We start from the raw sequence: 14135 nt of genomic DNA on the forward strand, positions 1-14135 counted from the left end.
ACGAAAACCCCTTTGCTTATATCTTAGGCTTCGGCGTCAGCCTCTGCGCATTCACCCATACGCGTTGTATCTACAAACTTTTCAGTATCATCATCCAGCGCACGTGTTTTACGCCCACCGGGACCATGCACGTACAGGTCTTTCTTATTCAGCTTGGAAACAGCATCAGGCTGCACAGGCATCAGATACCGTGCAGGGCGCTGATGATCCGCCAACTGAAGTTTGGGGTTAAAGACCGAATTGAACTTCCAGAGCATTTTTACAAAGTTGGTCTGGCCATTACGCAGCAGACGCGCCGCAATACCTGCGGTGTCTTTCAGTGCTTCCCAACCCATGTGCTTGGTGTTGAGCACCTGCTGGGTTTTCACCAGTTCTTCGTAAAACTCAGGCAGCGGCAACGTAGTGGGCAGCACCGCATGCTGAATATCGAACAAACGATAATCCCGCGTTGTCAGACGGCGTGCTTCCTTGTGCCAGATTTCTGTGCCCGGATACGGCGTGGTGACAGAAATATTCACAATATCCGGAATTTCCAAGCACCACTGACGCACTGTTTCAAAACGCTTCCGATCCCATGAAGGATCAGCAATGATGTTAATGGCAACAATCAGCCCCAGAGAACGTGCGTATTCCAGCGCTTCAAAGTTTTTATCCAGAGAAACACGCTTACGGAACTGCTTCAGACCTTCTTCATCCACAGCTTCCATGCCGATGAAGATGTAGGAAAGCCCGATTTCACTCCAGACCTTGAACACTTCCTTATTACGCAGCAGCACGTCTGCACGCGTTTCAAGGTAGTATTCCTTTTTAATGCCGCGCTTCTTGATTTCGTTGGCAATGGCCATGCCGTGCTCTTCATGCACGAAAGCCACGTCATCCACGATAAAGATGCCGGGTTCCTTAATTTCCTCTAACTCATCCGCAATCACCTGCGGGCTGGCTGTACGGTAGGAACGGCCATAGAATGTCCATGCAGAACAGAACGTGCAATCCCACGGGCAACCACGCGCAAATTCGATAGAAGCCGCCGGATCCAGCGTGCCAATAAAGTATTTGTTGCGGTGCCGCAGAAGATCACGCGCTGGGCGCACTTTATCCAGAGATTCTACAAAAATGGGGGGCGGCCCTTCACCATCTTTGGTGATAACGCCGGGCACTTCTAGAATATCCTTACCATTCTGCACGGCTTCCAGCAGCAGCCCAACCGTGGCATCGCCTTCACCTTTAAGAATGCAATTAATAGTACCTTCAGAAAGTTCCAGAACATCCTTTGCAATAAAGGATACAGAGTGCCCGCCTACAAACTGGAAGATATTGGGATTGCGGTAGCGGGTTTCTCGGCACAGATCCAGAATTTCTGGCACGTTTGCCAGATAGTTACCGGAGTAACACACCACATCGGGCTGAAACTCATCGAGCATTTTCCAGTAATCTTCATGCGTTTCGGCCTGAAGATCCAAAATCTGCACATCATGGCCGGCACTCCGAGCTGCGCCAGCAACCAGCTCCATGCCAAGAGGCTCCAGACGGAGAAAGACCCGCGTGTACATCAGGGCGCTGGGGTGAACCGCCAGAACTTTCATGTCATTCCTTTTCGCTCGCAAAGCCAACAGCGCGCGGAGGTTTCCTCAACACGCAGCCGGAAAAATTCTCTGGACGCTTACATATTAGAGGAATGCTTATAGAGCAAATGTTAGGCGTGACCCCATCTTTGCAGCCACACCTCCCATGCAAAAGGTGATTACCTCTTGCAGACTGCGCCTCATTAGAGGGCCACAGCAACATATTTATATCGCTCTGGCTGGCAGCAAATCCACCAGCCAGAGTGAATCCGAAAAAAACGGATCAGGGCAGGATTTCGGTTTCCGCGAAGAAGAAGCGGATTTCGTTCGCTGCGTTTTCTGCACTGTCAGAACCATGCACGGAGTTTGCTTCAATGCTTTCAGCAAACTGAGCGCGAATGGTGTTGGGTTCTGCCTTTTTGGGGTCTGTCGCACCCATTACTTCGCGGTTCTTGGCAACTGCGTTGTCGCCTTCCAAAACCTGCACCACAACCGGGCCGGAAATCATGAAGGACACCAGATCATTATAGAACGGGCGTTCTTTATGCACTTCATAGAATGCACCAGCCTGAGCTGGGGACAGCTGAATGCGCTTCTGGGCGACAATGCTCAGACCTGCGTCTTCAAACACGGCATTGATCTTGCCGGTCAGGTTGCGACGGGTTGCGTCCGGCTTGATAATGGATAGCGTACGTTCTTTAGCCATTGGGTTTCTCCTTTTTTCTGGCATACCAGCACCATAAGGGTGGCAGCCGTAGCGCTCCATCTAGAGCATATCGGCGCGGGCTGGTAGGTACCATGCCGGATGTAATGCACGATTCATAAAGAAACGAGAGTTGCGTTGAGCCTTCTTGTCATATCCGATCTTACCCTGCGTATGGCAGGCCGCACCCTTCTGGACCAAGCAAACCTGTCTATAGAGCCCGGCCGTAAGGTGGGCCTTATCGGGCGCAACGGAGCCGGAAAATCTACCCTGTTGGCCGCCATTGCGGGTGATATTTCCCAAGATGGTGGGGAAATTCGCCTGTCTGCCCGCGCCCGTATGGCACGCGTAAAGCAGGAAGCTCCAGCGGATGGCGCATCGCTTCTTGATACTGTGCTGGCTGGTGATACCGAACGCAGCGCCCTTCTGGCAGAAGCCGAAACGGCGACTGACCCTGTGCGCATTACAGAAATACATGAACGCCTGCGCGCCATACGTGCAGATAGCGCCCCGGCACGCGCGGCTTCTGTTCTGGCAGGGTTAGGGTTTAATGCCGCTGCACAGGCCCGCCCTGTTTCAGACTTTTCTGGCGGCTGGCGTATGCGCGTTTCCTTGGCAACTGCGCTGTTTCTGGAACCAGATTTGCTGCTGCTGGATGAACCCACCAACCATTTGGATCTGGAAGCCACCCTGTGGCTGGAAGATTGGCTCCGCCGATTCGCAGGGGCTGCGCTGATTGTCAGCCATGATAGAGGGCTACTGGATTCCTGCGTGGATGCCATTGCGCATCTGGACCATGGCAAGCTCAGCCTAACGCCGGGTGGATACGAAAATTTTGTGCGCATTCGCACAGAGCAAGCCTTACAGCAGGCCCGGCAAGTTGAAAAAATTGCGGCCCAGCGGGCGCATATGCAGTCCTTTGTTGATAGATTCCGGGCCAAGGCTACCAAAGCCAAGCAGGCACAAGCGCGCCTAAAGGCGTTGGAAAAACTGCCCGTTATCGAATCCGTGGTGGAAGAAACGCCCGCTCACTTCTCATTCCCAGAACCCGAGCAACTTCCTCCACCTATTTTGAGCATGAACCGTGCCAGCGTGGGGTATGAGGGCAAGCCTGTGCTCAGCAATCTTTCCCTCCGGTTAGATATGGATGATCGCATTGCCCTGCTTGGTGCCAACGGGAACGGCAAATCCACCTTTGCCAAACTTCTTGCAGGCAGGTTGGAACCACTCTCTGGCACAGTAGAGCGTAACCCCCGCCTTAAAATTGGGTATTTTGCTCAGCATCAGGCGGAAGAACTACGCCTGAACGAAACACCCATAGACCACATGGCACGCGCTCTGCCAAAAGCCACACCCCCGGTTGTGCGCGCCCAGCTTGCACGCTTTGGGCTAGATGCAGAACGAGCAGAAACAGCAGTTAAAGACCTTTCGGGCGGAGAAAAAGCACGCCTGCTGTTGGCCTTGGCAACGCGTGATGCCCCGCAACTCCTGCTGTTGGATGAACCAACCAACCATTTGGACCTAGATGCCCGCGATGCGCTTATTCGTGCACTGGCAGACTATGAAGGTGCTGTAGTTCTGATCAGCCATGATCCACATCTGGTTGAACTGGTGGCTGACCGGCTGTGGTTGGTAGGTGATGGTAAGATTACCCCATTTGAAGGCGATATGGCGGAATATCGCGCGTGGCTGATCGAACACAACCGCGCTGCAAACCGTCCAAAACAGGATAATGCCGCCCAGCCCAGCCGCAAGGATGACCGGCGTGAACGCGCAGAAGCCCGCAAAGCCTTGGCCCCTTTGCGCAAAATTATAAAAGATGCAGAAGCCCGCCTTGCCAAACTGGCGCAGGAACAGAAGAAAATTGAAGCCAGCTTGGCTGATCCTGCACTGTATAGCGAAGGAAAAACACAGGATCTCACGCGCCTGAACACACGCCTTGTCGCCCTAAAAAAAGAGCAGGAAGAAGTGGAAGAACGTTGGCTAACTGCCGAAGCTGAAATGGAAGCAGCCGCCAACGAGGCCTGATGCCTTTGCTGGCGTGAGGCATTTTTGCCAATGCGCCAGCTTTTTGTGTCTGACTTTTCAGAATTTCCTTCTCAGATCGTAAGACACATGGATAAGAATACATCTTAAACGCAGCAACACTGCTTCCACGCCTTCCCCTTCCCAATATTCCAGCTTCAAGCAGCCTTCCGAAAGACACTTGCGCATGCCTTCAGACACCCCTTCTTCTCCTGCCACCCCTCTTGCTGGCGGGCCGTATGAAGGCAAGCCACACTCTGCTGAGTGGCTGCAATCCATCTCCAGAATCCTGCGTATGACCTTCAGCGGTGCCGTTATTGCCCTGGTGGTCTGGTTGATGGGCGATGTGTTGATGGTTGTGTTTGCATCCGTGCTTTGTGCTGTGGTGCTGCATGGGCTGTCTAAAATTCTGGTGCGCCATCTGCGGCTGCCATATGGGTGGGCTCTCAGTGCCGTTATCTGCGGGTTGATTGGCAGTGCTGTCTTTTTGGTCTGGAACAGCGGCCCAGCCATGATTAGCGAAGCTTTGCGCCTGCAAGATGCCTTGCGCCAGCAGGAAACCGCACTGCGTAGCACTTTGCAAAGCACGCCCACCGGCCAGATGATCCTGAACTACCTGCCTGCTTCCTTGGGGGGACATCAGGCTGGCGGTGGAGATACCAGCAGCCTTGCCTCTCTTGGCTCTCGCATTGCCGGATCCATGACAGGCATTCTGGGATCTGCTTTTGGGGCTATCGGCACATTGTTGGTTGTGCTGATAGCCGGGCTGTATTTTGCCATGTCCCCCGCAGTTTACGCCAACGGCTTTCTACGGTTGGTGCCTGTTTCCAAACGCCCCAAAGTGCGTGATCTTCTGCTTAGGGCTGGACAGACACTTTGGGCATGGGTGGCCGGGCAATCTTTGGACATGCTGGTCGTTGGCACGCTTTCTGGCCTTGGCCTGTGGTTTATTGGCGTGCCTTTGGCGTTGGCGCTGGGTGTGCTTGCTGGGTTGTGTAACTTTATCCCCTATATTGGCGCCATTATGGGAGCCGTTCCTGCGTTGCTGCTGGCACTTTCTCTGGGCACGCGGGAAACCATTATGGTGGCTGTACTTTATAGCGTGATCCAGTTTCTAGAAGGTAATGTGCTAGCCCCGGTTATTCAGCGCCACGCCGTACAAATGCCTCCTGCTCTTACAGTTTTGTCACAGACACTTTTTGGCGCCATCTTGGGTTTTCCGGGCCTGATTTTTGCCTCTCCGCTTACGGCTGTGTTGATGGCAACATTGGATGGCCTTACCCCCAAGCTGGATGAAAAAGACCAGATTTAACCACGGACCGTGACATGAATGTATATTTATCGTAAGGTTTTGGTAATACGCTCTGGATAATGTAAGGTCTGGATCATGCGCGTTCTTCTTGTTGAAGACGATCAAACAGTTCGCAATTTTATAGCCAAGGGTCTTGCAGAAGCTGGACACTTGGTTGAACAGGCTGAAGATGGCAAAAGCGGGTTATCTCTTGCCGCCAGCGAAAAGTTTGATGTGATCATTCTAGATCGCATGCTGCCGGGGGGTGTTGAGGGCCTTCATATCCTACAAACATTGCGTAACCAAAATAATTTAACCCCTGTACTTCTTCTTTCCGCCTTAGCTGATGTGGATGAAAAAGTGGCCGGACTGAAAGCTGGAGGGGATGATTACGTTACAAAACCCTTCTCATTTTCCGAGCTTCAGGCACGTCTGGAAGCACTGGTGCGCCGTAACAGAAACGAGGCCCAACCGCAGACACGCCTTACTATTGGAGATTTGGAAATAGATCTGCTCTCGCGCAATGTGCGGCGTGCAGGCCAGAAGATTGAATTGCAACCGCGTGAATTCCGCCTATTGGAATTTTTGATGCGCCATGCCGGTCAGGTTGTTACGCGCACCATGCTGCTAGAAGGCGTGTGGGATTACCATTTTGACCCCCAGACAAACGTCATTGACGTGCATATTTCCCGTCTTCGCCAAAAAATAGACAGACCGTTTCATCATCCGCTGGTTCATACTATCCGCAATGCAGGATACATGCTGCAAGAATGAACATTTTTGCGGCCAGAGGATCAGATAAAAAACCTTTTTGCACGGTTTAAATTGGCAAGCTTATCTTTACTGTTTTGAGTGAGTAATCTGCGAAATGTTCCAACGCATTATTCATCTCATTCACAAAACTACGGCTGCCATCACTCATGGCAATCTCTCCCAGCGCATCCCACTCACCGGAAACGGAAATGAAGGGGATGAGGTTACCGCCGCCATAAATACCATGCTGGATAGTATCAGCCAGCAGATGGATAACGTGCGACAAACTTCCAACGCCATTGCGCATGATCTGCGTGCCCCTATTGCCCGTGCACGTTCCCAACTGGAAGATGGAGCCTTACACGCACACACTGAGGCTGAACTCCGCACAGCCATTGAGCATGCTATTGAGCAGCTTGACCATGTGACCAGTATTTGTGACGCACTGTTACGTATTGCGCAGATAGAAGCTGGCAGCCGCCATTCGGCCTTTAGCCAGTTTGATCTGGTGCCTGCCCTACGGGATATTCTGGAACTTTACTCCGCTGTTGCAGAAGATCGTGGAATAACGATCAAGACCATTTTCCCCGAAAAACTTCCGTTTTATGGTGATCGCACCATGTTCCAGCAGGCCATTGCCAATGTGTTGGACAACGCCATTAAATTTTCTCCGCCCAAAGGCGTCATTGCCTGCTCCGCCCAGCTTATTCTACCCTCACCTCATTCAGAAAATGATGGCATCGTAGAAATCACCATAACTGACCACGGCATAGGCATGACGCCACGAGACATAGCGCATGCCACACAACGTTTCTTTCGGGCCAAGCAGACACACCATATTTCAGGCTCTGGTCTTGGGCTTTCTCTTGTGCAGGCGATTGTGCAACGTCATGGTGGCCAACTTCATCTAGCCCACAACAATCCGGGGTTAATCGTGCGTATTGAGGTACCCTTGCCTCGCACTAAAATCAGTAAGACTATGGAAATTAATCGCTAATCTAACGTTTTCGAATACAATCATCCCTTTGCCGCAGATACATTGCCTTTCTGCCTTGAACTTGCCCTACTGATAGATTGTTATCGCAGCAGTAAGTATTCACCTGTGGTGGACAGCCTCAGAAAAAGCGCTGCTCTTTGCCAACAGGGAAACATCTAACCTCATTCATTTTTACCCAACAACTCTGACATCAAAAGGAAACACCCGCTGATGCGTTTTTATTCTCGCTCCATGTTGTTCCTGCTTTCCGCAAGTTCCTGCGCATTCATGGCAATGCTCCCCCCAGCTCATGCGGAAGATACAAATACTTTTACCAAGCTTGAGCTTTCTGCTTCTGGCACAACAGATTCCGCCCCAGACCAGCTTACCGCCACATTCCGGGCAGAAGCACGTAACAAAAATGCAGCAACAGCCCAGCAGGCTGTAAATGCGCTGGTGCAAAAAATTACCGAACAAACCAGCAAAAATGATGCCGTGCAGTTAGCGATAACAGGGTACGATGTTTCTGAAACGCGCCCAGACAAAGAGCCCGCTTTTTGGACAGCGACCCAGAGATTGAGCCTGAAAGCCCAAAATGGTAACGCGCTCCTGCCCTTAGCCGGACAGTTTCAGGCAAATGGCCTTATTCTGGAAAGTCTGGATTGGTCTATTTCTGATGACAAGCGTGAAGATCTGCTACTGGATGCTGAAAAGAACGCCATTGCCGAGCTAAAAAAGCAGGCAGACACGGTGGCTGCGTCTCTGGGCTTGCATGTCGTGCGCTTTTCAAACGTAACTATATCTGAAAACCCCATCATCCGCCCCATGCCTATGATGATGTCTATGGCGCGCAGTGCAGATGCCTCGGCAGCAGCACCATCCAGCACCGCACAAACCCAGCATGTTCACGCAAACGCGCGTGCAACTATCCTGCTTGGCCCGTAAAACAAAAAATCCCTGCTTCCTTAATAAGAAAGCAGGGGTTTTAATGGCAATCAGACTAAAAACACGGTTTAGCGCGGGGCCAGAACCATGATCATCTGGCGGTTTTCAAGGCGCGGCATCTGCTCCACCTTGGCAACCTCATCCATTTCGCCACGAATGCGTTCCAGAACCTTAATACCAAGTTCCTGATGCGCCATTTCACGACCACGGAAACGCAGCGTAACCTTTACCTTGTCACCTTCACCAATAAAGGTTTTCACAGCACGCATTTTAACCTGGTAGTCATTTTCGTCGATATTCGGACGAACCTTGACTTCCTTGATTTCAATGACCTTCTGCTTCTTTTTGGCTTCGTTGCGCTTTTTCTGCTGTTCGTATTTGAACTTGCCGTAATCAAGAATCTTCGCAACAGGCGGCTCGGCATTTGGGCTTATTTCTAGAAGATCCAACCCAACACTATACGCTTTTGCCAAAGCATCACGCACAGTCATAATACCGGCCATTTCGCCATTTTCATCAATAAGGCGAACCTGCGGCACACGGATTTCTTCATTCACTCGCGGCCCTTCTCGGCTGGGCGGCGCGGGATACGGTGATCTGGCTATGGTCGGCTCCTGTAGTACATTTCAATAATTTGCAGAGGCACCTTTTGGGCGCTTCTACCTGTTGTTAGTATGTGCGCAATTATCTGCGCTTTATCAAGCAGGGCAAGCACAAAAACATCTTCATTGCTGCCCTGCTGTGACAAGAAAACTCTGCTTCACCCTTTTTTGCGTAAGTCTGGCGGCGTTGCCTCATTTTTCAAGCGTGCAACCGCATCATTCAAGCTCAGAGTCTCCTGCGCCTGCGTGCCAAGGCGGCGCATGGCAACGGTGTGCTCTTCTGCTTCACGCCGACCAACTACCAGAATCACCGGAACACGCGCCACGCTGTGTTCACGCACTTTGGCGTTGATCTTGTCATTCCGCACATCGGCTTCCACAGCCAGCCCGGCTTCACGCAAAGCGGCAGCCACTTCCTCTGCATAAGGTGCGGCGTCACTTACAATAGAGGCGACCACCACCTGCACTGGCGCCAACCAGAGCGGGAAACGCCCTGCGTGCTGTTCGATCAGAATACCAAGGAACCGCTCAAAAGATCCCAGAATGGCACGATGCAGCATAACGGGACGATGCCGCCCAGAGTCTTCGCCAATATAACTGGCATCGAGTCGTTCAGGCAGAACCAGATCAACCTGCAAGGTGCCGCACTGCCAATCACGCCCAATGGCATCACGCAGCACAAATTCCAGTTTGGGGCCATAGAATGCGCCCTCACCGGGGTTGTGTTCGTATTCCACACCCGCCACGGTGCAGGCTTCTTTCAGCGCGTTTTCAGCCTTGTCCCATACCTCATCGCTGCCAGCACGCTGTTCTGGGCGATCTGCAAACTTTACGCGCACATGCTCAAAGCCCAGATCCTGATACACATCGTGCAGCATTTTCACGAAACGCACTGTTTCATCTGCAATCTGATCTTCGGTGCAGAAAATATGCGCATCATCCTGCGTAAAGCCGCGCACACGCATCAGGCCATGCAATGCGCCAGAAGGCTCATACCGGTGGCATGCGCCAAATTCCGCCATACGCAGCGGCAGTTCACGATAAGAGCGCAGGCCATGACGGAAAATCTGTACGTGGCAAGGACAGTTCATAGGCTTGAGGGCGAGGGTTTTGTTTTCGTCCTCAACCGTCGCAATGAACATGTGATGGCGGTATTTGTCCCAGTGGCCAGAAGCCTCCCACAGTGCCCGGTCAACAAGCTGTGGTGTGCGCACTTCCTGATAACCATGGCGTGTCTGGGCACGGCGCATGTAATCCTGCAACGCCGTATAAAGCCGCCAGCCTTTGGCGTGCCAGAACACCTGTCCCACGGCTTCTTCCTGAAAATGGAACAGGCCCATTTCCTTACCGATCCGGCGATGATCGCGCTTTTCTGCTTCTTCCAGTTGGTGCAGGTGCGCGTCCAGCTCCTTCTGATCACGCCATGCCGTGCCGTACACACGGGTTAGCATGGGGTTACGATGGTCCCCACGCCAATAGGCGCCAGCCACCTTCATCAACTTGAAAGCGTTACCAACATCCTTGGTGGTGCGCAGATGCGGGCCACGGCACAAATCCAGCCATTCACCCTGCCGATAGATAGAAATTTCTTCATCTTCCGGCAGATCGCGAATCAGTTCGGCTTTGAATTTTTCACCGCGATCTTCAAAAAACTGAATCGCATCATCGCGCTTCCAGACTTCGCGCACAAACGGTTCAGCCTTGGCGACAATTTCCCGCATTTTAGCTTCAATGGCCGCGAAATCTTCCGGGGAGAACGGTTCGGAACGATAGAAATCGTAATAGAAGCCGTTTTCAATGGACGGACCGATTGTAACCTGAGTGCCCGGGTACAGCGCCTGCACGGCTTCGGCCAGCACATGCGCGGCATCGTGCCGGATAAGCTCCAGAGATTCCGGATCTTTGCGGGTAATAAAGCGAAGGGCAGCATCTTTCTGGATGGTCTGGCGGATATCGCACAGCTTTCCATCCACTTCCATGGCCAGTGCGGCTTTAGCAAGACCGGGGCCGATAGCTTCCGCCACCGTCGTGCCTGTTACCGGCCCGTCAAAACTACGAACAGAACCGTCAGGCAAGGTAATGGCGGGCATGGTCAAAGGCTCCAGAAAAGAAAATCAGAAACTGATAGAAGATGCTTAATGACGCCACCAGAGCGCGGCTGCAACCCTTTGCACACAAAGCAATGCAAGATCACGCACACGAAGTACGCGCACCTGCCCTGCCTGCCACCCTAACGGAGCCGTAAGCGCGGGGTTACTATCAGCAGAAAACAGCACAACGCAGCGGCAGCCCATAACGGCAGCCAAATGCATTGGGCCTGTATCATTCCCCACAGCGCATTGCGCCCGCGCAGCCAGCCCTGCAAGTTCTGGCAGGGTGGTCTGACCCATTAAATTTAGGGCTTGTGGGCAATAAGATAGAATATCCTTTGCCAAAGGCTGTTCAGTTTCATGCCCCACCAATACTGGGCACAAACCACGCCGGGCAATTTCTGCCGCCAGCTCACCATACCGTCTGGCAGGCCAGCGTTTGGCAGGCCGATGCACGGCTGCCCCCGGCACAATCAGCACATAGGGGGTATCAAGCTTTGGCCCTTTATCACGCAACCATGAAACATCTGGTTGTGGTACATTTTCTATGCCAGCCATACGCAACTGATCACGCTGGCGGGCGCGCGTGTGCATCTCATCCCGCCATGGGTTTAAATGGGCAAGTCTGCCCTCTCCTACATGCCCGCACCATGAAGCGGGCCGTCCTGCCAGCACAAAATAACGCGCTGTACGGGCGGATGTCTGTAGATCATAAACCCTGTCATACCCGCGCAACATCTTACGCAGTGCGCATATTTGCGGCACATTTGCCCAATGTGGGCGTGTATCCGTAAGGACTTCATTAAACCAGGGTGAAAGCCGGGCCAGTTCAACAAACGGCGCTGTTGTAAGCAAAGTGATATATGCAGCAGGATGTACCTGCCGGATGGCCTGAAATGGGCCAAAACTTTGCACGAAATCTCCCAACGCACCCAAACGGATAACAAGAATACGTTGCGGTGGAGCCCCTTGGGGTTTTTCAGAATGTATTAAATGGCTCATGGTGTATCCGGATCTGCGGCCATAACAGCAAGATCCTGCCGAGCCAGATCTGCTTCATGACTATCTGGTGCCAGATCAAGCACGCGCTGCCAGTCTGCCTGTGCGCCGGTGGCATCCCCTTTACGTTCACGCACAATGCCGCGCTCCAGCAAAGCTGCCGGGTTTTCCGGCTCTATTTCCAAAGCATGTGCTACGTGCATGGCCGCAGCATCAAGCTGCCCTACGCGACGTTCCGCCGATGCCAGCAAAACATACCCCTCGGCTCCAATATCTGGCTTTTTAGCCACCAGCGCAGAGAGTTCTTTCACCACCACATCAGCCTGATCCTGCGCCAGCAAAGCGCGAGCACGTAACAGGTGCAGGCGGGTGTCATCCTCAAACGCCAGCCCGTAATCTACGCTGCGCAAAGCTTTTTCTGGTTGCCCGGCAGAAAGCCAGGCATCGGCTGCATCTTCCTCCAGCCCGGCCCGAAAGCTGGAAGGCGCGCGCTCTGCGTGCTCTATAGGCTGGTGGGCAAGTTCATCCAGTTCCGCTGCTGCACTTTCTTCATCCCCGGCTTCCAGCAATGCCAAAGCATGACAATGCTTGGCTTCCTGCCCTCCGTTACCGTGGCGCTCCCAGTCCAGTGCGTAATCTCTTGCGCCAAATGGATCATCCCCCACCATGGCCATACAAGCTTCTACAGACCATTTCTGCCCGCTTACTGGCCCGGATGTATCCGCAGCATAGCCGCGTGCTGTAGCCGCCGTAACTGGGGCGGAAACAAGCAACGCTGTACCTGCAACCACGCAGGGAAGATGCCGCCGTGTAGGCACAAAAGAAAACTTCATCCTGCCTCCATAACAAACAGGTTCATTCACGCACAGGCCGGGAACCTGAAAAGGAAGAACAGTTCTGCCCTACTGATCTTATGGCACAAAATGTGCAAATTATGATAACACCCTGTTCATGAGCAGTTTTCTGGCCTCTGCCTCCATCCTGCAAATCCTGCCCGCTCTGGAGCAGGGCGGAGTGGAAAGAGGCACCATAGAAATGGCGCAGGCCATTACGCAAGCTGGGGGCAAGGCGCTTGTCATCAGCGCTGGTGGGCGTATGGAACCCCTGCTGCGGCATAGTGGCGCAGAGCACATTACCCTTCCCGATTGTGGCAGCCGAAACCCCTTGAAGATTGCCAAAAACAGTCATTTCCTCAGCAACATTATTCGCCAGCACAATGTGCAACTTGTTCATGCCCGATCCCGCGCGCCTGCATGGGTGGCCAAAATGGCCTGCAAGCGCACACAAACACCCTTTGTAACAACATGGCATGGCGTGCACGCCAACACCTTTCCCGGCAAGCGGCACTACAACGCTGTTTTAGCATCTGGGGACCGCGTTATTGCCATTAGCAACCACATCGCCCAGCGCCTTGCGGAAGAATATCATGTCGGGCCAGATCGGCTACGTACTATCCCGCGCGGGGCAGATACCGATCAGTTTTCGCCACAAATGGTATCCGGCCAGCGTGTGCACCGTCTGGTAGAAGCATGGGCGCTTCCGGCTGATGCCCCGGTTATTCTTATGCCCGGCAGACTAACAGCATGGAAAGGCCAAAGCCTTGTGCTGGATGCGTTGGCCCAGCTTCTAGACCTTTTGCCAGATATAAACTGGCATTGCGTGTTTGCTGGCGGGTGCTCGCCCGAAGATAAATATGCGCAGGAACTCAGCACAAAAGCGGCGCAATTAGGCCTGACTGACCGCGTGCGCTTTGCAGGCCATTGCGATGATATGCCCGCCGCCATGATGCTTGCCAACATGGTGGTTGTGCCCTCCCTCCGCCCAGAACCTTTTGGCCGTGTAGTGGTGGAGGCGCAGGCCATGTGTTGCCCGGTTATTGTGGCGCATCATGGTGCAGCAGTAGAAACCGTTGCCCATGGCCAGACGGGCTTTAGCTTTACCCCAGAAAACGCCAACGAACTGGCACAGACCATTTATGACGTGCTGGTTGCGCCACCAGAAATTCTGGAAGCTATCGGATATGCCGCACGCCAGATGGTACTGAGCCATTACAGCACCTTTGCCATGCAACATGCCACACTGGCTGTGTATGATGAACTGCTTGATACCACTCTGGCAGAACACTTTGCTGGCATTAAAAATGATCCTGCCCTCTTTCAGGAACCAACATTTGCAGGATAAGGAAGAAA

General features: G+C 53.0%; 12 protein-coding genes. 6 read left to right on the plus strand and 6 right to left on the minus strand.

Features of this window, described 5'->3' with window-relative positions; genetic code table 11:
- Positions 1–23: 23 nt before the first annotated feature.
- Positions 24–1583 carry a hopanoid C-3 methylase HpnR gene (gene hpnR, locus FKW31_RS14870; RefSeq protein WP_035351893.1) on the minus strand — a complete coding sequence of 520 codons (1560 nt, stop codon included), beginning with the start codon at positions 1581–1583 and terminating at the stop codon, positions 24–26.
- Between the two features lie 262 nt (positions 1584–1845).
- The gene (gene ndk / locus FKW31_RS14875; protein WP_026019373.1) at positions 1846–2268 is read right to left on the minus strand and encodes a nucleoside-diphosphate kinase; all 423 of its coding nucleotides are present in this window, start codon (positions 2266–2268) and stop codon (positions 1846–1848) included.
- A 135-nt stretch (positions 2269–2403) separates the two neighbouring features.
- Between ndk and abc-f the strand changes: the two genes are divergently transcribed.
- The 5 genes from abc-f (at position 2404) to FKW31_RS14900 (ending at position 8255) form a co-directional block, all read left to right on the plus strand.
- Positions 2404–4293: a ribosomal protection-like ABC-F family protein gene (gene abc-f, locus FKW31_RS14880; protein ID WP_150178952.1), complete on the plus strand. Its 1890-nt coding sequence runs from the start codon at positions 2404–2406 to the stop codon at positions 4291–4293.
- Positions 4294–4477: 184 nt separating this feature from the next.
- Positions 4478–5602, plus strand: a complete 1125-nt coding sequence (locus FKW31_RS14885) for an AI-2E family transporter (RefSeq protein WP_006117485.1) — start codon at positions 4478–4480, stop codon at positions 5600–5602.
- A 75-nt stretch (positions 5603–5677) separates the two neighbouring features.
- The gene (locus FKW31_RS14890; RefSeq protein WP_006117486.1) at positions 5678–6355 is read left to right on the plus strand and encodes a response regulator transcription factor; all 678 of its coding nucleotides are present in this window, start codon (positions 5678–5680) and stop codon (positions 6353–6355) included.
- A 94-nt stretch (positions 6356–6449) separates the two neighbouring features.
- The gene (locus FKW31_RS14895) at positions 6450–7331 is read left to right on the plus strand and encodes a HAMP domain-containing sensor histidine kinase (RefSeq protein WP_150178953.1); all 882 of its coding nucleotides are present in this window, start codon (positions 6450–6452) and stop codon (positions 7329–7331) included.
- Positions 7332–7541: 210 nt separating this feature from the next.
- Positions 7542–8255 (plus strand): SIMPL domain-containing protein, encoded by a 714-nt coding sequence (locus FKW31_RS14900; RefSeq protein WP_035351887.1) that lies wholly within the window; start codon positions 7542–7544, stop codon positions 8253–8255.
- A 68-nt stretch (positions 8256–8323) separates the two neighbouring features.
- Here the strand turns inward: FKW31_RS14900 and infC are convergent, their stop codons facing one another.
- The 4 genes from infC to FKW31_RS14920 all read right to left on the minus strand — a co-directional run bounded on the left by infC (position 8324) and on the right by FKW31_RS14920 (position 12809).
- On the minus strand, positions 8324–8860 hold the full coding sequence (gene infC / locus FKW31_RS14905; protein WP_035351884.1) for a translation initiation factor IF-3: 537 nt from the start codon (positions 8858–8860) through the stop codon (positions 8324–8326).
- A 155-nt stretch (positions 8861–9015) separates the two neighbouring features.
- Positions 9016–10947: a threonine--tRNA ligase gene (gene thrS, locus FKW31_RS14910; RefSeq protein WP_063354455.1), complete on the minus strand. Its 1932-nt coding sequence runs from the start codon at positions 10945–10947 to the stop codon at positions 9016–9018.
- A 45-nt stretch (positions 10948–10992) separates the two neighbouring features.
- On the minus strand, positions 10993–11949 hold the full coding sequence (locus tag FKW31_RS14915) for a glycosyltransferase family 9 protein (RefSeq protein WP_150178954.1): 957 nt from the start codon (positions 11947–11949) through the stop codon (positions 10993–10995).
- On the minus strand, positions 11946–12809 hold the full coding sequence (locus FKW31_RS14920) for a hypothetical protein (RefSeq protein ID WP_150178955.1): 864 nt from the start codon (positions 12807–12809) through the stop codon (positions 11946–11948). The genes FKW31_RS14915 and FKW31_RS14920 overlap by 4 nt, the downstream gene beginning before the upstream one ends.
- 88 nt (positions 12810–12897) lie before the next feature.
- On the opposite strand from FKW31_RS14920, the gene FKW31_RS14925 reads away from it, so the two are divergent.
- Positions 12898–14127 carry a glycosyltransferase family 4 protein gene (locus FKW31_RS14925; protein WP_063354458.1) on the plus strand — a complete coding sequence of 410 codons (1230 nt, stop codon included), beginning with the start codon at positions 12898–12900 and terminating at the stop codon, positions 14125–14127.
- The last annotated feature ends 8 nt before the right edge of the window (positions 14128–14135 follow it).

This window comes from Acetobacter sp. DmW_136, assembly GCF_008690365.1.
GTDB classification, from domain to species: domain Bacteria; phylum Pseudomonadota; class Alphaproteobacteria; order Acetobacterales; family Acetobacteraceae; genus Acetobacter; species Acetobacter oryzifermentans.